Below are 24,282 nucleotides of genomic sequence, written 5' to 3' on the forward strand. Positions count from 1 at the left end.
GGCGATGTTCCGCTCCCTCGGCCTGTTCAACTACCGTGTCTGGTTCATCGGCGCCCTGATCTCCAACATCGGCGGCTGGATGCAGTCGACCGCGCAGGACTGGGTCGTGCTGACCGAGCTGACCCACAACGACGCCACCGCGATGGGCGTCACGATGGCGCTGCAGTTCGGTCCGCCGCTCGTGCTGGTGAGCATCACCGGCTGGGTCGCCGACCATTTCGACAGACGCAAGCTGCTGATGTGCACGCAGACGGCGCTGGGGCTGCTGGCGATCACGGTCGGCGTGCTGCTGCTCACCCACGTGATGACCCTCCCGATGATGTGGATGTTCGCGGGCCTGTTCGGCGTCGCCAACGCCTTCGACTCCCCCGCGCGGCAAGCGTTCGTATCGGACGTCGTGTCGCGCGAGAACGCGGCGAACGCCGTCGCCTTGAACTCGGCATCCTTCAACACCGCACGTCTGATCGGACCCGCCGTCGGCGGCATCATGATCGTGCTGGTCGGCACCGGCTGGATGTTCATCGTCAACGCCGCCACGTTCATCGCGATGCTGATCGCGCTGTCGATCATGCGGCAGAACGAGCTCGAGCCGCGCGTGAAGGCGACGGATGCCACGCGCCTGGCCGACGGGTTCCGCTACGTCGCGCGGCGCCCCGACCTCATCGTGCTGTTCGTCATGGTGTTCCTGATCGGCGCTTTCGGCATGAACTTCGCGATCTTCGCGTCGACGATGGCCCTCGAGTTCGGGATGAACGCCGACGGGTACGGAGCCCTCAGCTCGATGCTCGCGGTCGGTTCGCTCGCCGGCGCCCTGATGGCCGCCCGCCGCGACCGTGCCCGCCTGCGCGTGGTGATCTTCGCCGCCGGCGGGTTCGGCATCACGTCGCTCGTGTCGTCGGTCATGCCGGTCTACTGGATGTACGCCGTCGTCGTGGTGTTCGTGGGCTTTTCGACCGTGTCGATGCTGACCACCGCGAACGGCTATGTGCAGACGACGACCGAGCCGCAGCTGCGCGGCCGGGTGCTGGCACTGTACATGGCCGTGATCATGGGATCGACGCCGGTGGGCGCGCCGATCGCCGGATGGGTCGCCACGACGTTCGGGGCGCGGGCGGCGATCCAGGTCGGCGCCGTCGCGGGCCTGGTCGCCTGCGCGATCGGGGCGACGTGGCTGATCATGTCGGGTCGCCTGCATCGGACCGAAGCGCGCCGGTTCGCCCTCACGATCGACGAGACCCGGCCGATCACGATCGTCGAACGCCTCGCCCCCGAGGAGTTCAGCGACGAGATCGCACAGACCACGCCCATCCCGCTGGCCGACGCCGAGGTCCAGGCGCCCGCCCAGAGCATCGCCGACAGCGCGTCGCGACCGCGGCCGCGCGCGGCGGGCGAATCGGGAGCGTGAGCGCCGATCGTGCTGACCCCGGCCGACCTGGTGATGCGGTTCGTCGCGTGGCGCCTGGCCCGCACCGGCACGGCTGCGGATCCGCGCACCGACATCGACACCGCGTCGCTGCAGAGCCGCTTTCCGCGTCTGGCGAGCGTCGAGGTCGCCGACGTCGCGATCGCGGGCTCTGACGGAGGCGTGCCCGCGCGGCTGTATCGCGCGCACTCGGCGGCGGCGCGCAACGCGTTCGTGTGGGTGCACGGCGGGGCGTGGCTGGGCGGCGACCTCGACATGCCCGAGTCGAACTGGGTCGCGCTCGAGCTCGCGGCCGCGGGCATCCCGGTGCTGGCCGTCGACTACCGCAAGGCCCTGCGCGGGGTGCGGCATCCGGCCCCGCTGGAGGACGTGTGGGCGGCGTGGCGTCATGCGACCGCGCACGCCGAGGACCTGTTCGGCGTGGACGCGTCGCGCGTGCACCTGGGCGGAGCCAGCGCCGGCGGCGCACTCGCTGCGGGAGTCGTGCTGCGGGTGCGGGATGCCGCGGCCCACCGCGCGCCGGGTTCCACGGGCGACGACAGAGTCCCGGCATCCCTCGTCCTCGCCTATCCGATGCTGTATCCGAAGCTGCCGCCCAACACCGCCCAGACGAAGAAGCTGATGGCGAAGATGCCGACGCGGCTGCGGTTCGGCCCGAGCGTCGTGCGGGCCCTCGCGAAGCACTACGCGGGCGCGAAGGGGATGTCGGACCCGGCCGCTTTCCCCGGGCTCGCCACCGATCTGCGCGGCTTTCCGCCGACGTACGTCCTGGTCGCGACGATCGACGACCTGCGCTCGTCCGGCGACCGGTTCGCCGAGCGGCTGCGGGCGGCGGGCGTGCGCGTCGAGCTGTTCGCCGAGCGCAGCGCCACCCACGGGCACCTCAACCACCCCGAGGCCGCATCGGCCCAGCGCAGCGTCAGGCGCATCGTGACCTGGATCGACGGATTCGGCTGAGCGCGACGCCCGCGGAGCGTCCGATCAGGCCTCCGGCGCCGGTTCTGACGCCGCCAGCAGGCGGGAGGCGGCCGTCGCCATGTGCACGGCCATCGCCGATGCCGCGGCATCCTCGTCGGCCGCCCGCACCGCGCGGAAGACCACCTCATGCTCGTCGACGGCGATCCTCGCGTCGCTCTCGTCGTGAACGGCCCGATCCGCGTAGACCTGCAGCAGCGAGCGCACCACGTGCAGCTGGTCGAGCAGCACCGGGTTGCCGGCGGCTTCGGCCAGCGCATTGTGGAAGTCGGCGTCGGCGCGCGCGAACGCGAGCAGATCGTCCGCGCTCGCCCGCATCCGCTCGAGGGCGCCCGCGAGCGACTCACGGGCGGCGGCGTCGGCGCGGGAGGCCGCCAGCCGGGCCGCGAAGATCTCGAGCCCTCCGCGCAGCTCGAGCAGCTGCAGCGTATTGTGCTCGCCGATCAGCAGACCCCAGCGCAGCGTCTGCGGAAGCAGCTCGCTGGCCTGCCCGCGCAGGTACGTGCCCGATCCCGCTCGCACGTCGACGATGCCGAGGATCTCGAGCGCGGCGAGCGCCTCGCGCACCGCCGAGCGGCCGACCCCCAGGGTCGCCGCGAGCTGTCGTTCGGGGGGAAGACGCGTTCCCGGCGCGAGCGAGCCGCCGGTGAACAGATCCAGCAGGCGACGGGCGACCTCCGACACCGGAGTGCCGGCGGGGAGGGCCCCCAGCGCCGCCGTGATCTCGTCGGAACGGTCGTCGGGAAACGCAGGCATGCGAACAACCTACAGCGCCAGGTTCGACAAAACTCTTGCAATTGGTCAACCGGTTTGCCAAAATGACATCCGGTATCACAGCCATCGTCAACGTCGATCAGGAGCCACCGTGGACCAGTCCCCTCCCCCCGCCCCGACCGCAGCGCAATCGCTCGCGAAATCCACCATCCGCAAGGTCGCCTGGCGCCTGGTGCCGTTCGTCGCGCTGATGTTCTTCATCAACTACCTCGACCGCACGGCGATCGGATTCGCCGCGCCCAACGGCATGAACGACGACCTCGCCCTGTCGGCCGCGCAGTTCGGGTTCGCCTCGGGCGTGTTCTTCGTGGGCTACATCCTGCTCGAGGTGCCCTCCAACCTCGCGCTGCACAAGTTCGGCGCACGGCGGTGGCTCGCCCGCATCATGGTCTCATGGGGCGTCGTCGCGATCCTGTTCACTTGGGTGCAGAACGTCGAGCAGCTCGTCGCGCTGCGGTTCCTGCTCGGTGTGGCCGAGGCCGGGTTCTTCCCCGGCGCGATCCTCTTCCTCAGCCTCTGGGTGCCGGCGAAGTACCGCGGCCGCATGCTGATGCTCTTCTATCTCGCCCAGCCGCTGACCACCGTGATCGGCGCGCCCCTGGCGGGCTGGCTCATCCAGCAGCACGGTGTGTTCTTCGGACTCGAGGGCTGGCGTTTCATGTACCTCGGCGTCGCGATCCCCGCCATCGTCATCGGCGTCATCGCCTGGTTCTACCTCAAGGACAAGCCGACCGACGCGAAATGGCTGACCCCCGACGAGCAGGCCTGGCTCACGGATGCGCTGCAGCGCGAGAAGGACGAGACCGAGACCCGCGAGAAGCACGTCTCCCTGCGCTTCGCGTTCTCGAGCGGCCGCGTCTGGGTGCTCTCGTTCATCTACTTCGGCTTCATCTACGGGCTGTACGCGCTGGCGTTCTTCCTGCCCACGATCATCGAGGGCTTCCAGACCCAGACCGGCGCGACCTTCGACGTGCTGCAGAAGGGCATCATCACGGCCGTGCCGTACGTGCCGGCTGCCATCGCGATGTACTTCTGGTCGCGCGACGCGACCAAGCGGGGCCTGAAGACCTGGCACATCGCGGTGCCCGCCGTGGTGGGCGCGGTGACGATCCCGCTGGCACTGTTCGCCGGCTCGCCGGCGCTGACCATCGCGGTCATCGCGCTGACGGCCATGTCGATCTTCGCGGCGCTGCCGAACTTCTGGACGCTGCCCACGCGGTTCCTGACCGGCGTGGCGGCGGCCGCCGGAGTCGCGCTGATCAACACGATCGGCAACCTGGCCGGCTTCAGCGCGCCGTACATCACCGGCGCCGTGCACGACTGGACCGGCGGCTACGAGATCCCGATGACCATCGTCGGCCTGTTCATGCTGCTGTCGGCGGTGCTCATGGTGCTGCTGGCCCGTCACGACCGTGCGTCCCGTGCGCAGGCGGCCGCCGAGCCGGCCGCGGAGGAACTGCGCCGATGAGCCGCCCGCGGAGCGCGCCCGATCACGTCGCCGGCGAGGTGGCGCCGTGATCGGGTTGGGCACGTACGCGTTCTTCTGGCAGCACTCCGACCATGTTCCGCAGCCGCTGTCGCTGGTCGGGGCGTTCGAGGCCACCCGCGAGCTCGGCGTCGGCCTCTTCCAGATCTGCGACTACGCCCCGCTGGAGCGCATGACCGACGCCGAGCTGGCCGACGCCGCAGCCGCCGCCCGTGACCTCGGCTTGACGATCCAACTCGGCACGAAAGGGATCGAGCCCGGGCGCCTCGCGCGGTTCCTGGAGCTGGCCGCCGTGTTCGACGCCGCGCTCGTGCGCTCGATGCTGTACGGCCCCGACTCGCACCCGACGCTCGCCGACGCCGAGACGCTGCTGCGCGCCGCCCTCCCCCGGTTCGAGGCCGCCGGCGTGACCCTCGCGCTGGAGACGTACGAGCAGGTCGCCACCGACGACCTCGCAGGCCTGGTCGAGCGGATCGGCAGCCCGCACCTGGGCGTGTGCCTCGACCCCGCCAACGTCGTCGCGCGGCTCGAAGCGCCCCGCGACTGCGTCGAGCGCGCCGCACAGACCACCAGGAACGTGCACGTGAAGGACTTCGCGTTCGCCCGGCAGCCCGGCTGGGTCGGCTTCACCTACAGCGGCGCCGCGATGGGCACCGGACTGCACGACTACCCGCACCTGCTGCGCACCGTGCACGTCCGCGAGCGCGACATCGACGAGATCGTCGAGCACTGGCTGCCCTGGCAGGGCGACGCACAGACCACCATCGAAACCGAGCGGGAGTGGACCCGCATCACCCTCGAGTATCTGAGGAGCACATCATGACAATCGCCGACACCCACAAGATCGCCGTCATCGGAGCGGGCGGGAAGATGGGCATGCGCGTCTCGGACAACCTCGCGCGCACCGCGCACACCGTCTGGTATGTCGAGAACTCCTCGGCCGGTCAGCAGCGCACGATCGACGCGGGCCGTGCGCTGACCGACGCGGGCACTGCCGTCGCCGACGCCGACATCGTCGTGCTGGCCGTGCCCGACCTGGCGCTGCAGTCGGTGACAGCCGACCTCGTGCCGCAGATGAAACCGGGCGCGGTCGCACTGACGCTCGACCCCGCCGCCGCGTACGCCGGGCTGCTCACCGACCGCGACGACGTCATCCGCGCCGTCGCGCACCCGTGCCACCCGTCGATCTTCCTGCAGCGCACGACCCCGGAGGAGTATGCCGACACGTTCGGCGGCATCGCCGCCCCTCAGGACGCCATCGCCGCCGTGGAGTCCGACGATCCGGCGGTGCGGGCTCTCGTCGAAGCCACCGTGCGGGCGATCTACGCACCGGTGATCGACGTGCACTTCGTCACCATCAAGCAGCTCGCGCAGCTCGAGCCGACGCTCGTGGAGACCGTGGCGTGCATGATCGGCGCCCTGCTCAACGAGGCGCTCGACGAGGCGATCCACACGATGGGGGTACCGGAAGCCGCGGCCCGCAGCATCCTGTACGGCCACACGCAGGTGGCGCTGGCCAACGGCCTGCGCGGCGACAATCCGTTCAGCGACGCCTGCCTGATCGCGATGGACTATGGTCGCGAGAGCATCATCAAAGAGGACTGGAAGAAGATCTTCCGCGACGACGAGCTCGACCGGAACCTCGCCCGCATGCTGCACCTCGACCGCATCGAACGCTGAGGAGTCGCCATGGCATCGCTTCGGGGCAAGACGGCGCTGGTCACCGGCTCGGCCAGCGGCATCGGGCGCGGCATCGCCGAGCGGTTCGCCCGCGAGGGGGCGCGGGTGGTCATCGCCGACAGAGATGAGGATGCCGCGACCGCCGTCGCAGGGTCGCTCGGAGCGGACGCGCGGGCGATCGTGGTCGACATCTCGGACGAAGCGTCGGTCGCCGCGGCGTTCGGCGAGCTGGAAGGGGCCGGGTGGGCGCCCGACGTCGTGGTCGCCAACGCCGGCGTGCAGCTGTTCGGGCAGGATGCGAAGGCAGCCGACCTCGACCTGGCCGTCTGGCGGCGCACGGTCGACATCAACCTGACCGGCACGTTCCTGACGATCAAGCACGCGGTGCGTTCGATGCTGCAGCGCGGGGGCGGCTCGATCATCCTCACCGGCAGCCCGACCGGGCTGAACGGCGAGGGCGCCGATTTCACCGCGTACAGCGCCACCAAGGCCGGCATCCACGGTCTCGCACGCACGGTCGCGGCGGCGTATGCGAAAGACAACATCCGGGTCAACACGGTCGTCCCCGCCTACACCGAGACGTCGCTGGTCAGCACGATCACCGACGACCCCGCGGCGCGGGAGGCGATCATCGGCCGCATCCCGCTGGGGCGCGCCGGAGCGCCGCGCGACGTCGAGGGCATCATGGTGTTCCTCGCCTCCGACGACGGCGCGTTCGCGACCGGGTCGCTGTTCGCCGTGGACGGCGGGATGTCGACGCTCTGATGGGCTGGCGCCACCCCTCCCGCACCTGGGCGAGCGGCCCCTGGGCCCTCGCGCTGCGCGGCGACGAGCTCGCCGACATTTCGTTCGACGGCCGCATCGCGCTGCGCGGCATCCGCGCGGTGGTGCGCGATCGCGACTGGGCGACGGCGACGCTCGTGGTCGACGAGCTCACCGAGGGCGACACCGAGGACCACGGCCTGCTGCTGCGTGTGCACACCGAGGGTCTGGATGGGCACCTCGCCGGGACGCTGCGCGTGTCCGCGACCGCGTCCGGCCTGACCGCGGATCTGGATCTCGTCGTCCGTGACGAGTTCTGGACGAACCGCACCGGTCTGGTCGTCCTGCATCCTCCGGGCGTCGCCGGAGCCGAGGCCCGGGTGCGGCATTCGACGGGTGCGCTCGAGACCACCCGGTTCCCCACCCTGATCAGTCCGCACCAGCCGATGAAGGACATCGCGGGCCTCGCCTGGACGGCGGGCGGACTCGAGGTGGATGTGCGCTTCGCCGGCGACGTGTTCGAGATGGAGGACCAGCGCAACTGGACGGATGCCTCGTTCAAGACGTACAACCGCCCGCTGGCGCTCCCGTTCCCCTACCTTCTCGCCGCCGGCTCGCACGTGCGGCAGAGCGTCGAGGTGCGCGCGCGGACGGCGCCCCCTTCGGCATCCACCGCGCCGACCGATGTCATCGTGCTGGAGCAGGCGGCGGCGTTCCCCGAGATCGCGCTGGGCGCGGCCACGGCGCCGGATCCGGCGCCGTGCTTCGACCCGGTGGGCGCGGCGGTGCTCGTCGAGCTCGACCTGGCCACACCGACCTGGCGCGCGGCCCTGGATCGCGCGGGCAGCGCGGGGCTGCCCCTGGACGTGCGGTTCGTGCTGTCGGACGCCGATCCCGCGGCGATCGCCGCCGGGGCTCAGGCGCTGCGCGGCCGTCGGCTCGACCGCGTCGCCGCCTTCCGTCCGACCGGACCGGCGCGGCACGTCTCCGACGGCGACGCGACGGCCGCGCTGCGGACCGCACTGGCCGAGGCGGGGATCGCCGTCCCGGTCGTCGGGGGTGCGAGATCGCATTTCACCGAGCTCAATCGCGAGCGCCACCGCCTGCCTGAAGACCTCGACGGCATCGTCTTCGCCATCACGCCGCTGTTCCACAGCCTGGGCACCGAGCAGCTCGTCGAGTCGCCGGCCATGCAGCGACTGGTGGCCGCACAGGCCGTGGGCCTCGCCGGCGGCACGCCCGTCCACATCGGCCCGGTGACGCTGCGACCGCGGTTCAACGACGTCGCGACGACGCCGGCGCGCATGCCGGACCACGACGATCTGCGCGACGGCTACGGTGCACAGTTCGTCGACGCGGACGACGAGCGGCAGGATGCCGAGCAGCTCGCCGCCTGGACGATCGCCGCAGCCGCTGCCCTTGCCGTGCCGGGCGTGGCCTCGATCGCGTTCTTCGAGGAATGGGGACCCCGGGGCATTCGCACGGGCGACGGCCGCGATCGGCCGGCCGCCGCTGCCGTGCGCGCCCTGGCCGCGCTGCGCGGCACGCGACTGCTGCAGGGGGCGAGCCCCGACGGCTCCGTCTGGGCGATCGGCGGCGCCGGCGAAGAGCACGAGACGGTGCTGGTCGCCAATCTCGACGACACCGCGCGCACCCTCGACATCCGGACCCCGCGCCGCCGCCTTCACGTCGTGCTCGAGCCCGGATGCTGGACGCAGGCCGTCGTGCGATAGCCGGCCCCGCCCTCCGGGCGCGAGCGCGTTCTGCGACCTCACCCCCGTGTGGAATCGCGCACCACGAGTTCCGGAACATATCGGATGGTGCGCGGGGAGTCTCGGTGCGAGCGCAGGGCGAGCTCCATCGCGGCCGCGCCGATCTCGGTGGCAGGCTGACGGATCGAGCTGAGCGGAACGATCGACGTCGCAGCGAAGTCGATGTCGTCGTAGCCGATGAGCGCGATGTCGCCCGGGATCGTGACACCGCCGACGAGGAGGGTCTGCATCAGACCCAGCGCGAGCAGATCGTTCGCGCAGAAGACGGCGTCGGGACGCTCGTGCGCGGGCCGCGCGGCCAGCACCTCACCCGCCCGCTGACCGTCCAGCACCGTCGAGGCGCCGTAGCCGAGGACTTCGAGCGTCACTCCGGGCGCCTCGGCGACCGCCCGACGCGCCCCCGTCAGCCGGTTCGCGACCTGGGCGAGCGAGAGCGGCCCGCCGACGAACGCGATGCGCCGCCGGCCGCCCTCGATCAGATGCCGCGTGGCCATCCAGCCGCCCTGCACGTCGTCGACCGTCACGGCGTCACCGTCGAATCCGGGGATCTCCCGATCCACCAGGACCACGGGAGTGCCGGATTCAGCGAGCCCGGTCAGCAGCTCGAGGCTCGAGCCGACCGGGGTGATCAGCACCCCTGCGAGCCGCTGCTCGCGGAACACCTCGAGATAGGCCTTCTCTCGAGTGACGTTCTCGGCGCTGTTGCCGACCAGCACCGCGAGACCGGATTCGGCCGCGCGGTCCTCGGCCCCGTGCAGCACCTGCGCGAAGAACGGGTTGGCGACGTTGAGCACGACGAATCCGACGCACCGGCTGTTGCCCGCGCGCAGCTGCCGTGCCGCATCGTTGCGGGCGAATCCGAGCTGGGCGATGGCCTGACGCACCCGTTCCGCCGTCGCCGTCGAGACCTTCTCCGGCCGATTCAGGACATTCGAGACGGTGCCGACCGACACGCCCGCCAGCGCCGCGACATCCTTGACACTCGCCCCCACGACGAGCCTCCCCTTCATGGTCGACTACCCAGCAGGCTATAAGAACAGTCCTATTGAAACGTCTCAATTCAACTGCTAGCCTACCGCTACGACACACCACAACCTGCGGCGCTGCCATGTCATCGACGACAACAGAAACTGTGGAACCTATGAAGCCATCCAGACGCCCGTCGGCATAGCCGGCTCTGTGTGCATCAGGCCTCGTCCGCCCCGCGTCCGCCTCCGGAGGCCGCGTGAGGACGGGCGATGAGGAATGACTCGAAGCATTCCGTCTCGCCGAGGCATCCATTCAAGACGCCTCGCCCCACACATGCGCCTCACCCATCGAGGCGCTCGCACCTGTTCCCGCAATCAACGAAAGACTCTCCCATGTCCATGAAGCGCGCACTCCTCGCCGTGACGGCCGCGGTCGTCGCGGGATTGACACTCGCCGGCTGCTCGCAGTCCGCTTCTCCCGGCAACTCGGGCGCATCTGGCGGAAACGCCCAGGCCAAGAACATCACGGTGGCGTTCGTCCCCAAACTCCAGGGCATCCCGTACTTCCAGGCCATGAACACCGGCGGGATGAAAGCGGCCAAGGACCTCGGGTTCACCTGGGAGTATCAGGGCCCGACGACCGCGGATGCGGCGGCCCAGGCGAACATCGTGCAGTCCTTCATCCAGAAGCACGTCAGCACATTGTTCGTCGCACCCAATGACCCGAACTCCATGGCCCCGCTTCTGCAGCAGGCCAAGACCGCCGGGATCAAGGTGGCCACGACGGACACGGATGCGCCGAACTCCGTTCGCGAGCTCTTCGTCGAACAGGCCACGAACACCGCACTCGGAAACGCCATCGCGAAGGGCCTCGGCGACGCGATGAAGGGCACCGGGGAATGGGCGATCGTCTCCTGCGGACAGACCGCAGAGAACCTGAACTCGTGGATCGCCGTCGAGAAGTCGTATATCGCGAAGAACTATCCGGGAATGAAGCTCGTCGACACCGTCTATGCGGGTGAGGATCAGAACAAGGCGACCCAGATGGCGACCAGCCTGATCAACGCGCACCCGAACCTCAAGGGCCTGATCGGCCAGTGCACGTCCAGCGCCCCGGCTGTGGCGCAGGCGGTGGCCAACACCCACAACATCGGCAAGATCTTCACCGACGGCCTGGGCACGCCCCAGTCGATGGCACCGTACCTGAAGTCGGGCGCATCGACCGTGTCGGTCCTGTGGGACGTCGAGAACCTGGGCTACCTGACCGGATGGGCAGGCGTGCAGCTCGCCGAGGGCAAGACGATTCCCGCCAGCCCGACCGTCGGTGACATCAAGGGGGTCTCCTACGACGCCAGCACGCACATCCTGCTGCTGGGCGACCCCCTGCTGATCACCAAGGACAACGTGGGGCAGTTCAACTACTGACCGTCACCTCGTCGGCGGCCGCCGTCCCGGGCTCCATGAATCAGCCCCCATGGATCGGCCCCCATGGATCGACCAGGATCAGCGGCACGGCGGCCGCCCCACCCGCGGTATGGAGAGCGATGGACGTCTCGCAGGAACGGCTCCAGATGGCCGGGATCTCGAAGCACTACGGCGGCGTGCGCGCCATCCGGCACGCCGATCTGACCGTCAGACGCGGCGAGGTGATGGCCCTGGTCGGCGAGAACGGCGCCGGCAAGTCGACGCTGATCAAGATCCTCTCCGGGGCCGAGTACGCCGACACCGGGACGATCACCCTCGACGGCGAGGATCTGCGAGTCCGGTCGACGACCGACGCGATGCAGGCGGGGATCCGCACGGTCTACCAGGAGCCGCGGCTGTTCAAGGACCTCACCGTGGCCGAGAACCTCTTCATCGGCCGCGAGGTCACCAAGGGGCCGATGGTGGACTGGTCGCAGCAGGCCCCGCTGGCCACGGACCTGCTGACGACCGTCGGCCTCGATCCCAAGGTCGCGACGATGACGGCCGGCTCGCTCACGATCGCCGACCAGCAGCTGGTCTCGATCGCGAAGGCCCTCTTCGGGGACGCCAAGGTGCTCATCCTCGACGAGCCCAGCGCCATCCTCGCCGAGAGCGAGATCGCCATCCTGTTCCGGGTGATCCGCAACCTCACCACCCACGGCGTCTCGATCATCTACATCTCGCACCGCCTCGACGAGCTGCCCCGGGTCGCCGACCGCATCACGATCATGCGAGACGGTGCGACGATCACGAGCCGCGAGATGGCGGGACTGAGCATCCGCGAGATCGCCGAGATGATGGTCGGCAACCGCGACCTCGGCGTCGATCCTGCCGAGCGGCCCGCCGCCGGGCCCGTCGTGGCCGCGCTCGAGAACGCGTCCACGCGCACGCTGCTGCGCGACGTGAGCCTTGCCGTGCACGCCCGCGAGATCGTCGGGATCTACGGACTGGTCGGATCGGGCGTCCACGAGATCGGCGACGTCCTGTTCGGGATGCAGCGGCTGTCCTCCGGCACGGCCACGATACGCAGTGCCAACGGCAGGACCACCCACATCCGCACGACAGCGGGCGCGCGCCGCCGCGGGATCCGGCTCCTCCCCTCGAACCGGGGAACGTTCGGGATCTTCAGCTTCCAGTCGGTTGGATTCAACATCACGATCGGCTCGCTGTCCAAGCTGTCGCGTTTCCCGGGCCTGGTCAGTCCCACTCGGGCCCGCGCGATCGCGGACGAGGGGATCGCCCGCTTCGCGATCAAGACGCCCAGCGAGAGACAGCTGGTCAGCGCGATGTCGGGCGGGAACGCGCAGAAGGTGATCCTGTCGCGACAGCTCGTGACCCCGCCCAAGCTGCTCATCCTCTCCGAGCCGACCCAGGGCGTCGACGTCGGCGCGAAGCAGGAGATCTACGACTTCATCGTCCAGCTCGCCGACGACGGCGCCGCCGTCCTGGTGCTGACCACCGACATCGGCGAGGTGCAGCGGATCTCGGACCGCATCCTCATCATGCGGCAGGGCCAGCTCGTGCACGAGTTCCCCGCGAACACCGACCAGGCCGACATCCTGACGGCGGCGGCCGGAGAGACGGCCGAAGAGACGGGCGGCGCCGACGATGACTGATCAGACCCAGACCGAGGACACGGCCCCGCACAGTCCCCGCCCGGCCGCGCGCGTCGTGATCTCGCGCCGGCGCTTCCTCAGCCCCATCCTCTCCGGCCAGGAGTACGTGCTGATCGCCGTCGTCGCCGTCCTCTGGGTGCTGCTCGGGATCTTCACGCCCTCGTTCCTCTCCCCCGCATCGATCGGCCCGCTCTTCGTGTCGGTGGCGCCGATCGCCCTGGCCGGCGTGGGCATGACGCTCGTGATCATCACCGCCGGCATCGACGTCTCGACCGAGGGCGTCCTCATCGTGACCGCCGTGGTCGTCGCAAAGCTCATGGTCGCGTGGAACATGCCGCTGCTGCTCGTCCTTCTCACAGCGCTGGTCTGCGGCGCGGTGCTCGGCGCGTTCAACGGGCTGCTCGTGTCGACCACCGGAGTCCACCCGATCATCATCACCTTCGCGACGTGGAACATCTTCCTGTTCATCGGCTACGCCGTCTTCAACTCGAGCACGGTGAACAACATCCCCGACACCCTCGCCGTGGTCGGGCCGGGCAGCGCAGGTCGCATCCTCGGCGTCCCCTCCATCCTGATCGTGACCCTCATCGCGGTGGCCGCGGCGTGGTGGATGCTGCGCTACACGCGATTCGGCCGCAGCCTGTACGCCATCGGGAACGATCCCGACGCGGCCCGCCTCGCCGGCGTCCCCGTCCGCACGCGTCTGTTCATCATCTACCTGGTCACGGGGGCGCTGACCGGCCTCGGCGCGTGCGCGATCATCGCCAGCGGCACCTCGACGCTCGACCAATCCGTCGGGAACGGCGACGTGCTGCTGGTGATCGCGTCGGTGGTGATCGGCGGCACATCGATCGTGGGCGGCCGCGGATCGGTCATCGGCACATTCCTCGGGGCGGTCCTCGTGCAGTCGGTGACCAACGGGGTGACCCAGCTCAACTGGCCGTCGCAACTGGCGCCCTTGTTCGTCGGCATCTTCATCATTATCGCGGTCGGCGTGGACATCGCTCGAGCCCAGCTCAGGAGGCGAGCAGAATGACATCGCAGGCGACGCGTGAAGGCCCGATGCCGACGACGCCGGCCCGGCCGCGCAGACATTCCTGGCGCGCCATCGGCGGCCGCAATGCCCTGCTCGTCGGCCTGATCGTCCTGCTGATCGTGCTGATGTACCTCATCAAGACGCAGAACCTCAACGTGCAGGCCTTCAGCGCCTCGTATCTCGCCTCGACCCTCACCAACTACATACCGATCGCGCTGCTGGCCATCGCCGAGCTGTTCGTGATCGCCACCGGAGGCGGCGCGATCGACCTCTCGGTGGGCGCGATGGTGTCGCTGTGCGGAATGATCTTCGGGGTCCTCTACCAGACCCTGGACATCCCGTTGTGGCTGGCCGTCGTCCTCGCGCTCGGATTCTCCGGCGTCCTGGGTCTGATCAACGGAGTGCTGACCGCCTACCTGAGGTTCCCCGCGCTCATCGCAACTCTCGCGACGTTCTACGCCTATGAGTCGATCTCTCTGGTCATGACGAATGCGCAGCCCATCTCGGGCCAGCGGATCACCCAGATGTTCGACGCCGTCGCTCCGCGCCCCCTTCCGCTCGTGGGCGGATTCGTGCCGCCGATCCCGATCGGCCTGTTCCTGTTCCTTCTGCCGGTCGCCGTCGTCACCTGGGTGCTGCTGAACCGGACGATCTACGGCAACAATCTGTACGCGATCGGCACCAATTGGACGGCCGCACAGTGGGTAGGGCTCAAGGTCCGCGCGACCCAGTTGCTGGCATTCGTCCTGGCCGGGCTGATCAGCGGCGTGGCGGCCATCTACACGGTGGCGCAGTTCGCCTCGGCTCGCGCCGATGCCGGCACGAGCGGATCGGGCATGGCGCTGCCCGCTATCACGATCGCGGTGCTCGGCGGAGTCGCGATCACGGGCGGCGTCGGGCGCCTCAGCGGCGTGCTGCTGGCTGCGCTGCTGATCCAATGGCTCGACTCGTCCCTGCTCCTCCTGGTTCCCGGCAACATGGGCGTGCAGCTGCAGTTCCTCGCCCTGGGCGTGGTGCTGCTGATCGCTGCGATCGCCGACAGCTCACTGCGCACGCGACTGTTCCATTGGATCCACGTGAAGACGCGAAGGACGACATGACTGTGCAGACTCCCGGGGAAGGCCCGAGCACGCCCACGATCGGCATCCACGCGAACGTGTTCGCGGGCGAGATGGACGCCGAGGGGATCCGCGTCGCAGCCGAGGGCGCGAAGAAGGCTGGCTACGCGCTGCTCGAGCTGCCGATGCTCTCCGTGGGCGAGGGCGTGAGCGGAGCGGACGCGCGCCGCGTGATCGCCGACGAGTTCGGTCTCGCGATCTCAGGCTCTCTCGGTCTCGACGAATCCACCGACATCTCCCGTACGTCCACTGCGGAGCGCGAGGACGATCTCGCCCGCAAGGCGAGATCGTTCATCGCGGCGCACATCTCGCGGGCGTACTCCTGACGCCCCGCGTCCGCCCCGCGCCGAACCCCCGAAAGAAGTACATGATGACCACGCTCACCCCCGACATCCTCAGCACCCTCGAGCAGCAGGCGATCGAGCTGCCCAGCTGGGCGTTCGGCAACTCGGGAACCCGGTTCAAGGTGTTCACCACACAGGGCACGCCACGTGACCCGTACGAGAAGATCGCGGATGCCGCGCAGGTGCACGAGCACACGGGCCTGGCCCCGTCGGTCGCGCTGCACATCCCGTGGGACCTGGTCGACGACTTCGCAGCGCTGCGCCGGCACGCCGAGGACCTGGGCGTGCGCCTGGGTACGGTCAACTCCAACGCGTTCCAGGACGACGACTACAAGTTCGGCTCTCTCACCCACAACGACGAGCGGATCCGCCGCAAGGCGATCGACCACCATCTTGCGTGCATCGACGTGATGGACCAGACCGGGTCGCGCGATCTGAAGATCTGGCTCGCCGACGGCACGAACTACCCCGGGCAGGGCGACATGCGCGCCCGGCAGGAGCGTCTGCACGACTCGCTGCAGACCATCTACGAGCGGCTCGGCGACGACCAGCGGCTCGTGCTGGAGTACAAGTTCTTCGAGCCCGCTTTCTACCACACGGATGTCCCGGACTGGGGCACCTCGTATGTGCAGGTGTCCGCGCTCGGCGACAGGGCGAGGGTGTGCCTGGACACCGGGCATCACGCGCCGGGCACGAACATCGAGTTCATCGTGATGCAGCTGCTGCGCCTCGGCCGCCTCGGCTCGTTCGACTTCAACTCCCGGTTCTACGCGGACGACGACCTCATCGTCGGTGCCGCCGACCCGTTCCAGCTGTTCCGGATCCTCGTCGAGGTGGTCCGCGGCGGCGGGCTGAACAGCCCCGACGTGGCGTTCATGCTCGACCAGTGCCACAACATCGAGAAGAAGATCCCCGGGCAGATCCGATCGGTGCTCAACGTGCAGGAGATGACCGCCCGCGCCCTGCTGCTCGACCGCGCGGCACTCGACGCCGCGCAGGCCGAGAACGACGTGCTCGCCGCGAACGCGATCTTCATGGACGCGTTCCAGTCCGACGTGCGGCCCGCGCTGGCCGCGTGGCGCGAGTCGCGGGGGCTGCCGGCCGACCCGATGGCCGCCTACGCGGCATCCGGGTATCAGGAGCAGGTCGAGGCCGACCGCATCGGCGGCACGCAGGCCGGCTGGGGCGCGTGAACGCGATGGAGGACATCATGTCGAATCAGACCGTCGTCGAGTTGATCGCGCGCAGCAATCGCTTGGGTGCGGACCCGGCGAACACGAATTATGCCGGGGGGAACACGTCGGCGAAGGGGGTCGAGACGGACCCGGTGACGGGGCGGCCGGTGGAGCTGTTGTGGGTGAAGGGTTCGGGTGGCGATCTGGGCACGTTGCGGCCGGAGGGTCTTGCGGTGCTGCGCGTGGATCGGGTGCGGGCGCTGGTGGACGTGTACCCGGGGGTGGAGCGTGAGGACGAGATGGTCGCCGCGTTCGACTACTGCCTGCACGGCAAGGGCGGGGCGGCCCCGTCGATCGATACCGCGATGCACGCTCTGGTGGATGCCGCGCACGTGGATCATCTGCACCCGGACGCGGGGATCGCGATCGCGACCGCCGCGGACGGTGAGGCACTGACGGGTGCGATCTTCGGGGGCAAGGTGGTGTGGGTGCCGTGGCGGCGGCCCGGGTTCCAGCTGGGCCTGGACATCGCCGCGATCAAGCAGCAGCACCCGGCCGCGGTCGGGTGCATCCTGGGCGGGCACGGGATCACCGCGTGGGGGGACACGTCGGATGAGGCCGAGGCGAACAGCCTGTGGATCATCGGCACCGCGCAGGCCTACATCCAGGAGCACGGCGCACCGACCCCGTTCGGCGCAGTTCGCGCCGGGTACACGGCGCTGCCGGACGCGGAGCGGCGGGCGAAGGCCGCGGCCCTGGCCCCCACGATCCGGGGCATCGCGTCCACGGACAAGCCGATGGTCGGGCATTTCACCGACACCGACGTGGTGCTGGAATTCCTCGCGTCGGAGAAGGCCCCCGCATTGACGGAGTTGGGCACGAGTTGCCCGGATCATTTCCTGCGCACGAAGGTCAAGCCGATGCTGCTCGATCTTCCTGCCGACGCCGCCGTGGAGGCATCCCTGGACCGCCTGAAAGAGCTGCACGAGGCCTACCGGGCCGACTACACCGCCTACTACCAGCGGCACGCCACCCCGGACTCCCCGGCGATGCGCGGCGCCGACCCGCTGATCGTCCTGGTGCCCGGGGTGGGCATGTTCTCGTACGGGAAGGACAAGCAGACCGCGCGGGTCGCCGGGGAGTTCTACGTGAACGCGATCAACGTGATGCGCGGCGCCGAGGCGCTGTCGACCTACCAGCCCATCGACGAGGCGGAGAAGTTCCGGATCGAGTACTGGGCGCTGGAAGAGGCGAAACTGCAGCGGATGCCGAAACCCAAGACGCACCAAGGCCGGATCGCGTTCGTGACCGGGGCGGCGTCGGGGATCGGCAAGGCCATCGCCACCCGGCTCGCCGCCGAGGGTGCCTGCGTCGTGGTCGCCGACCTGGATCTCGCCAAAGCACAGCAGGTGGCCGCCGAGCTCGGCAGCACCGACGTTGCGATCGGGGTGGCCGCGAACGTGGCCGACGCCGCCGCGGTGCGGGCCGCGATCGACGCGACCGTGCTCGCGTTCGGGGGTGTGGACCTGGTGGTCAACAACGCCGGCCTGTCGTTGTCGAAGCCGCTGCTGGAGACCACCGAGGCGGACTGGGACCTGCAGCACGACGTGATGGCGAAAGGCTCGTTCCTCGTCTCCCGCACCGCGGCGAAGGCCCTGATCGAGCAGGGTATGGGCGGGGACGTGATCTACATCTCCTCGAAGAACAGCGTGTTCGCCGGCCCGAACAACATCGCCTACTCCGCCACGAAAGCCGACCAGGCCCACCAGGTGCGCCTGCTCGCGGTCGAACTCGGCGAACACGGCGTGCGCGTGAACGGCATCAATCCCGACGGCGTCGTCCGCGGCTCCGGCATCTTCGCCGGCGGGTGGGGCGCGCAACGCGCCGCCACCTACGGCATCAAAGAAGAAGACCTCGGCAGGTTCTATGCGAACCGCACCATCCTCAAACGCGAAGTCGTGCCCGAGAACGTCGCCGACGCCGTCTACGTCCTCACCGGCCCCGAACTCTCCCGCACCACCGGCGTCCACATCCCCGTCGACTCGGGCGTCGCCGCCGCCTTCCTGCGATGACCGCACCGGCCGGCGCGATAGCCGCGGTCGATCTGGGCGCCACCAGCGGCCGAGTCATGATCGGCCGCGTCGGGCCCGACACACTCGAGCTGGAGCAGGTGTCACGCTTCCCCAACGGCCCGGTCGAGGGCGCCGACGGGCTGCACTGGGACTTCGACACGCTGTACGCGCACATCCACGTCGGCCTCGCCGAGGCGGTGCGTCGGGAGCCCGCGATCGTCAGCATCGGCATCGACTCGTGGGCGGCCGACTACGGACTGCTGCGGCACGACCACCTGCTGGGGCCGCCGTTCCACTACCGGGACGACCGCACCGCGCGCGGGGTCGAGGCCGTCCACGCGATCGTGGCGTTCGACGAGCTCTACCGGCGCAACGGCCTCCAGTTCCTCGCCTTCAACACGCTGTACCAGCTGAGCGCCGACACCCGGCTCGGCCAGGCCGACACCGTGCTGCTGATCCCCGACCTCGTCGCCCACCTGCTCACGGGCGCACGCGTCGCCGAGCGCACGAACGCGTCGACCACCGGGCTGATGCGCGTCGACACGCGCGAGTGGGATCGCGAGCTGGCCGCGCGACTCGGCATCGACGACGGCATCCTGCCCGCGCTCGTCGACCCGGGCACGCCCCTGGGCACGGTGCGCGGGCCCGCCGCCACGCAGATCGGCGCCGCGCTGCCGGTGATCGCGGTCGGATCGCACGACACGGCCTCGGCCATCGCTGCCGTGCCGATGACCTCACCCGACACCGCGTACATCTCGTGCGGCACGTGGGGACTGGTGGGACTCGAGCTCCCCTCCCCCGTGCTCAGCGACGCTGCCCGCGACGCGAACTTCACGAACGAGCTCGGCATCGATGGGCGCATCCGCTTCCTCCACAACGTCACCGGTCTGTGGCTGCTGAACGAGACGGTGCGGGCGTGGGAGGACGAGGATGCCGCGGCCGTCGAGCTGGCGCCGCTGCTCGCCGCGGCGGCCGAGGTGACGGGCGACATCCCGCGCTTCGACGCGAACGACGCGTCGCTGAGCACCCCCGGCGACATGCCGGCACGGATCGCCGCAGTGCTGCGCGCCGCCGGCACCGCCGTGCCCGAGAGCCGTCCGGCACTGATCCGAACCATCGTCGAGAGCATCGCGGCGGCGTTCGTCGACGCCGTGCGCACCGCAGCGGCGCTGACCGGACGCCGGGTCGACAGCATCCATCTCGTCGGCGGCGGGTCGCTGAACCGGCTGCTGTGCCAGGCGACCGCCGATGGCTCGGGGCTCGTCGTGCACGCCGGCCCCGTCGAGGCCACGGCCCTGGGCAACGTCCTCGTCCAGGCCCGCGTGCACGGTTGGCTGGGTGCGGATGCCACGCTCGAAGACCTGCGGGCGCTGGTGTCGCGAACCCACCCTCCGGTGACGTTCGCACCGCGCGTCCGGTGAGCACACGCACGACCGGGCACGGATGCGTGACGCAGCCCATCGATCCGCCCCGCGTGCCGCCGGGGGTCGTAGGCTCGGCATCGTGGGCGCATCGAGGCTGCGCGCAGCCCTTGCCGGGATCGCCGCCGTCGTGCTCGGCGCGGGCGCGGGCGAGCTCGTCGCCGCGTGGCTCGCGCCGTCGTCGAGTCCCATGGCGGCCATCGGCGCAGCGCTGATCGACCTCTCGCCGGGGTGGGCGAAGCAGATGGCGATCGCCGTGTTCGGCCATGCCGACAAGGCCGCGCTGCTGATCGGGATCGCGATCGTGCTGCTCGCGATCGCGGCGGGCCTCGGCATCCTCGAATCCCGCATCCCCCGCACCGGCGCACTGCTGTGCGGCGTGCTGGGCGTCGCGGGCATCGTCGCGGCGGCGACGCGGGCGGATGCCTCGCCCGCGGCCTGGGTTCCGTCGGCGCTCGCCGCAGCCGTCGCGGCGTTCGCGATCGGCCTGCTGGTGCGCGCCGCCGATGTCTCACGAGGCCCGCGAGCCTCGATGCCGCGGCCGGCCGGGCCGCAGACAGCGCCGCCCGCGATCGATCGTCGCCGCTTCTTCGTCGTGACCGCCGCCGTCGCGCTCGTCGGGGTGGCCGCCGCGGCCGGCGGGGCGCTCCTGCAGACCGGCGCCCGCGCCGCCGATGCCGCACGCCGTGCCCTGCGCCTGCCGGCGCCGGTGCGCCCTGCCGCCGCGGTTCCCGCCGGCGCCGACCTGCGCATCCCCGGCCTTGCCCCGCTGGTCACACCGAACGCCGACTTCTACCGCGTCGACACCGCCCTGCTCGTCCCGCAGGTCGACCCCGCGCAGTGGTCGCTGCGCATCCACGGCATGGTCGATCGCACCGTGACCGTGACGTGGCGCGAACTGCTCGCCCTCCCCCTCGAAGAGAGCTGGACGACCCTCACCTGCGTGTCGAACGAGGTGGGCGGCAACCTCATCGGCAACGCGAAGTGGCTCGGCTACCCGGTCCGCGACCTGCTCGCCCGCGCGGGCCCCCACCCCGACGCCGACATGGTGCTGTCGACCTCGATCGACGGGTTCACGGCATCCACTCCCCTGCCGGTGCTCACCGACCATCGGGCGGCGATCCTCGCGGTGGGCATGAACGGCGCGCCACTGCCGCCCGAGCATGGCTTTCCGGTGCGGATGGTCGTGCCCGGCCTCTACGGCTACGTCTCGGCGACCAAGTGGGTCACCGACCTCGAGGTCACCCGGTTCGACCGGGCGACGGCGTACTGGACGAACGAGGGCTGGGCGCCGCGCGGCCCGATCAAGCTCGAGTCGCGCATCGACGTGCCGCGCACGACCGGCGACGTCCCGGCCGGCGACACGGTGATCGCCGGCGTCGCGTGGCAGCAGCACACGGGGGTGTCGAAGGTCGAAGTGCAGGTGGATGCCGGAGCCTGGCAGCAGGCGCAGCTGGCGCCCGCGATCTCGGACGACACGTGGGTGCAGTGGCGCCTGCCCTGGCGGGCCGAGCCCGGCGACCACACCATCCGGTGCCGCGCGACGAACCGGCGCGGGCAGCTGCAGACGGCCCGTCAGGCCCCGCCCGTGCCCGACGGCGCGTCGGGCTGGCCCGCCATCAGCGTGCACGTGGCGTGAGCCCGCGCGCCTGGCGCGCCGCCGCGACACGCATCGGCCTGCCCTCGCGAATCCCCCACGCGCCGTCGGCCGCCCCGCCTGCCCTTGCGAATCCATAGGGATTCGGCGAATCCATATGCGCTGGGCCATGGACTCGCCGAATCACTATGGATTGGGCACGCGACTCGGAGCCGCATGACTCCTCAGCCGGCGAGCACGAGCGTGAGCTGCTCTACCGCCCAGTCGAGCTCGGTCGCCCGGATCGTCAGGGGCGGCGCGATGCGGATCGTCTGGCCGTGCGTGTCCTTCACGAGCACACCGCGCGACAGCAGCCGCTCGGCGATCTCGCGGCCCGTGCCGAGCGACGGGTCGATGTCGACACCGGCCCACAGCCCCGCCACGCGCACCTTGGTGACGCCGTGGCCGATCAGCTCGTTCAGCTTCTGCGCCAGGTGCTCGCCCAGCAGCGCCGCGCGCTTCTGGAACTCGCCGGTCTTCAGCAACTCGACGACCTTGAGTCCCACGGCGGCGGCGACCGGGTTGCCGCCGAACGTCGACCCGTGCTCGCCGGGGTGGATGACGCCCAGCACATCCTGGTTCGCCGCGACCGCCGACACCGGGACGATGCCGCCGCCCAGCGCCTTGCCGAGCAGGTACATGTCGGGCACGACCTGTTCGCGATCGCACGCGAACGTCGTGCCGACGCGGCCGAGCCCGGCCTGGATCTCGTCGGCGATGAACAGGACGTCGTTGCGGGTGCAGATCTCGCGCACGGCCTTGAGGTACCCCTCCGGCGGGATGATGACCCCGGCCTCGCCCTGGATCGGCTCGATCAGCACCGCGGCGGTGGACGGCGTGATGGCCGCCTCGATCGCGGCGGCGTCGCCGTACGGCACCGAGACGAAACCGGGCGTGAACGGGCCGAACCCGTCGCGCGCCGTCGGGTCGTCGCTGAACCCGACGATCGTCGTCGTGCGGCCGTGGAAGTTGCCCTTCGCGACCACGATGGTCGCGGCATCCTGCGCCACGCCCTTGACCCGGTACGCCCACGCGCGCGCCGTCTTGATGCCCGTCTCGACGGCCTCGGCGCCCGTGTTCATGGGCAGCACGAGGTCCTTGCCGGTGAGGTCCGCCAAGGCCGCGGCGAACGCGCCGAGCTTGTCGTTGTGGAACGCGCGGCTGGTGAGCGTGAGGCGCCCGAGCTGCTCGGTCGCGGCCTCGATGAGAGCGGGATGCCGGTGCCCGAAGTTCAGCGCGGAGTAGGCCGACAGCAGATCGAGGTAGCGCTTGCCTTCGACGTCGGTCACCCACACGCCCTCGCCTTCGGCGACCACCACCGGCAGCGGGTGGTAGTTGTGGGCGACGTGCTCGTCCTCGTCGCGGATGATCCGCACGGCCGTCGTGTCGAGAGTCGTCGGAGTGGTCATGACCTGCCTCCTCGCAGTTCGAGCGTGCAGCACTTGATCCCGCCGCCGCCGAGCAGCAGCTCCGACAGATCGATGTGCACGGGGTTGTAGCCGCGTTCGCGCAGCTGCGCGTCGTACCCGGTCGCGCGGGGCGAGATGAACACGTTCTTGCCGTCGCTTGCGCTGTTCAGGCCGAACACGGCGCCGTCGGCGTCGGCGACGCGGATCGCGTCGGGGAAGCGCTCGTCGAGGATGCCACGGCTGCGCTCGTCGAACGCGCTCGGCAGGTACGCGATGTTGGCCCGCTCGACGCCGCCGGGGCCGACCACGGGATCGAGGACCGAGATCGCGGTGTCGAGGTGGTAGAAGTTCGGGTTCACGAGGTGCAGCGAGACGACCTCGCGGCCGAACACGTCGGCGATCTCGCGGTGGCTCTCGATCGACGAGCGGAAGCCGTAGCCGGCGAGGATCACCTCGCCCGCGAGCAGGATGTCGCCCTCGCCCTCCTGCGTGGCGATCGGCTCGACGACCTCGAAGCCGTGGCCGGCGAACCAGTCCATGAACGGCCGCTCCTCGCCGCGGCGTTCGTCGACGCTGAAGCGCACGCCCAGGGCCTTGCCGTCGATGATGAATCCGCCGTTGGCGGTGTAGACCATGTCGGGCAGACCCTCGATCGGGTCGATCAGCTCGACCTCGTGACCGAGCGACAGATACGTGTCGTACAGCGTCTGCCACTGGCGCACGGCCTTGGGCGTGTCGGTGGGATCGGCCTTGTGCATCCACGGGTTGATCTCATAGCTCACCGTGAAGTAGGCCGGTTTGCACATCAGGTAGCGACGGTGCTGCTGGATGCGCGCGGACGTCTGCGCTTCGTCGACGGCGGTCTCGGAAAGGGACATTCTGCTCCTCACTGGACGTGATTGGCGGACGCTGTCCTCGGGCCCGGCGGAAGTTCGACCCAGCACGATGGGGAAGATGCGACACGGGCACGCCACGTCCATTCTCTCACCGCCGCCCGGGCCAGCCTCTCAGCGACCTTCGGGTGAGCTGGTCGGGACCTGCTCGATGGATGTCGGAGGTCGCATATAGATTCGATTCATGTCTGACCAGAGCGAAGGCGGATGAGCGGCACCCTGCACCGTGTGCGGTGATTGCGCGGGCCAATCACTGAC

Annotated in this window: 20 protein-coding genes; 16 read left to right on the plus strand and 4 right to left on the minus strand. The window is 70.0% G+C overall.

Annotation, left to right across the window (positions count from 1 at the left end; genetic code table 11):
- Positions 1-4: 4 nt before the first annotated feature.
- Complete coding sequence (locus tag AC3RX0_RS15145; protein ID WP_491506818.1) at positions 5-1,405, plus strand: MFS transporter; 1,401 nt, start codon at positions 5-7, stop codon at positions 1,403-1,405.
- Positions 1,406-1,414: 9 nt separating this feature from the next.
- Entirely contained in the window at positions 1,415-2,380 is a 966-nt protein-coding gene (locus AC3RX0_RS15150) for an alpha/beta hydrolase fold domain-containing protein (protein ID WP_491506819.1), read from the plus strand.
- A 24-nt stretch (positions 2,381-2,404) separates the two neighbouring features.
- On the opposite strand, the gene AC3RX0_RS15155 is transcribed toward AC3RX0_RS15150, so the two are convergent.
- Positions 2,405-3,154 (minus strand): FadR/GntR family transcriptional regulator, encoded by a 750-nt coding sequence (locus AC3RX0_RS15155; protein ID WP_491506820.1) that lies wholly within the window; start codon positions 3,152-3,154, stop codon positions 2,405-2,407.
- A 109-nt stretch (positions 3,155-3,263) separates the two neighbouring features.
- On the opposite strand from AC3RX0_RS15155, the gene AC3RX0_RS15160 reads away from it, so the two are divergent.
- The 5 genes from AC3RX0_RS15160 to AC3RX0_RS15180 are packed head-to-tail and all read left to right on the plus strand — an operon-like array spanning position 3,264 to position 8,833.
- Complete coding sequence (locus AC3RX0_RS15160) at positions 3,264-4,640, plus strand: MFS transporter (RefSeq protein ID WP_491506821.1); 1,377 nt, start codon at positions 3,264-3,266, stop codon at positions 4,638-4,640.
- 46 nt (positions 4,641-4,686) lie between these two features.
- Complete coding sequence (locus AC3RX0_RS15165; protein ID WP_491506822.1) at positions 4,687-5,481, plus strand: sugar phosphate isomerase/epimerase family protein; 795 nt, start codon at positions 4,687-4,689, stop codon at positions 5,479-5,481.
- On the plus strand, positions 5,478-6,338 hold the full coding sequence (locus AC3RX0_RS15170; protein WP_491506823.1) for a phosphogluconate dehydrogenase C-terminal domain-containing protein: 861 nt from the start codon (positions 5,478-5,480) through the stop codon (positions 6,336-6,338). Before AC3RX0_RS15165 ends, AC3RX0_RS15170 begins: the two co-directional genes overlap by 4 nt.
- A gap of 9 nt (positions 6,339-6,347) precedes the next feature.
- On the plus strand, positions 6,348-7,103 hold the full coding sequence (locus tag AC3RX0_RS15175; protein WP_491506824.1) for an SDR family NAD(P)-dependent oxidoreductase: 756 nt from the start codon (positions 6,348-6,350) through the stop codon (positions 7,101-7,103).
- Complete coding sequence (locus tag AC3RX0_RS15180; RefSeq protein WP_491506825.1) at positions 7,103-8,833, plus strand: D-apionate lactonase family protein; 1,731 nt, start codon at positions 7,103-7,105, stop codon at positions 8,831-8,833. Before AC3RX0_RS15175 ends, AC3RX0_RS15180 begins: the two co-directional genes overlap by 1 nt.
- Positions 8,834-8,871: 38 nt before the next feature.
- Here AC3RX0_RS15180 and AC3RX0_RS15185 read toward each other — a convergent pair whose 3' ends face one another.
- Positions 8,872-9,864, minus strand: coding sequence for a LacI family DNA-binding transcriptional regulator (locus tag AC3RX0_RS15185; RefSeq protein ID WP_491506826.1), 993 nt, complete (start codon positions 9,862-9,864; stop codon positions 8,872-8,874).
- 375 nt (positions 9,865-10,239) lie between these two features.
- Between AC3RX0_RS15185 and AC3RX0_RS15190 the strand changes: the two genes are divergently transcribed.
- The 9 genes from AC3RX0_RS15190 (at position 10,240) to AC3RX0_RS15230 (ending at position 21,725) form a co-directional block, all read left to right on the plus strand.
- On the plus strand, positions 10,240-11,265 hold the full coding sequence (locus AC3RX0_RS15190; RefSeq protein WP_491506827.1) for an autoinducer 2 ABC transporter substrate-binding protein: 1,026 nt from the start codon (positions 10,240-10,242) through the stop codon (positions 11,263-11,265).
- 119 nt (positions 11,266-11,384) lie between these two features.
- Positions 11,385-12,920: a sugar ABC transporter ATP-binding protein gene (locus AC3RX0_RS15195; RefSeq protein WP_491506828.1), complete on the plus strand. Its 1,536-nt coding sequence runs from the start codon at positions 11,385-11,387 to the stop codon at positions 12,918-12,920.
- The gene (locus tag AC3RX0_RS15200; protein ID WP_491506829.1) at positions 12,913-13,956 is read left to right on the plus strand and encodes an ABC transporter permease; all 1,044 of its coding nucleotides are present in this window, start codon (positions 12,913-12,915) and stop codon (positions 13,954-13,956) included. The genes AC3RX0_RS15195 and AC3RX0_RS15200 overlap by 8 nt, the downstream gene beginning before the upstream one ends.
- The gene (locus AC3RX0_RS15205) at positions 13,953-15,056 is read left to right on the plus strand and encodes an ABC transporter permease (protein WP_491506830.1); all 1,104 of its coding nucleotides are present in this window, start codon (positions 13,953-13,955) and stop codon (positions 15,054-15,056) included. The genes AC3RX0_RS15200 and AC3RX0_RS15205 overlap by 4 nt, the downstream gene beginning before the upstream one ends.
- Complete coding sequence (locus tag AC3RX0_RS15210; RefSeq protein ID WP_491506831.1) at positions 15,053-15,400, plus strand: hypothetical protein; 348 nt, start codon at positions 15,053-15,055, stop codon at positions 15,398-15,400. The genes AC3RX0_RS15205 and AC3RX0_RS15210 overlap by 4 nt, the downstream gene beginning before the upstream one ends.
- Before the next feature lie 44 nt (positions 15,401-15,444).
- Positions 15,445-16,611 (plus strand): L-rhamnose isomerase, encoded by a 1,167-nt coding sequence (gene rhaI, locus AC3RX0_RS15215; protein WP_491506832.1) that lies wholly within the window; start codon positions 15,445-15,447, stop codon positions 16,609-16,611.
- 17 nt (positions 16,612-16,628) lie between these two features.
- Positions 16,629-18,665: a bifunctional aldolase/short-chain dehydrogenase gene (locus tag AC3RX0_RS15220; protein ID WP_491506833.1), complete on the plus strand. Its 2,037-nt coding sequence runs from the start codon at positions 16,629-16,631 to the stop codon at positions 18,663-18,665.
- A complete protein-coding gene (locus AC3RX0_RS15225; protein WP_491506834.1) occupies positions 18,662-20,086 on the plus strand; it encodes a rhamnulokinase in 1,425 nt (474 codons plus the stop codon). Before AC3RX0_RS15220 ends, AC3RX0_RS15225 begins: the two co-directional genes overlap by 4 nt.
- Positions 20,087-20,165: 79 nt before the next feature.
- On the plus strand, positions 20,166-21,725 hold the full coding sequence (locus AC3RX0_RS15230; protein ID WP_491506875.1) for a molybdopterin-dependent oxidoreductase: 1,560 nt from the start codon (positions 20,166-20,168) through the stop codon (positions 21,723-21,725).
- Positions 21,726-21,907: 182 nt separating this feature from the next.
- Here the strand turns inward: AC3RX0_RS15230 and rocD are convergent, their stop codons facing one another.
- Positions 21,908-23,131: an ornithine--oxo-acid transaminase gene (gene rocD, locus AC3RX0_RS15235; RefSeq protein ID WP_491506835.1), complete on the minus strand. Its 1,224-nt coding sequence runs from the start codon at positions 23,129-23,131 to the stop codon at positions 21,908-21,910.
- Positions 23,128-24,009: a dimethylargininase gene (gene ddaH, locus AC3RX0_RS15240; protein ID WP_491506836.1), complete on the minus strand. Its 882-nt coding sequence runs from the start codon at positions 24,007-24,009 to the stop codon at positions 23,128-23,130. The genes rocD and ddaH overlap by 4 nt, the downstream gene beginning before the upstream one ends.
- Positions 24,010-24,282 lie beyond the last annotated feature (273 nt).

Source organism: Microbacterium sp. W1-4-2 (assembly GCF_058349885.2).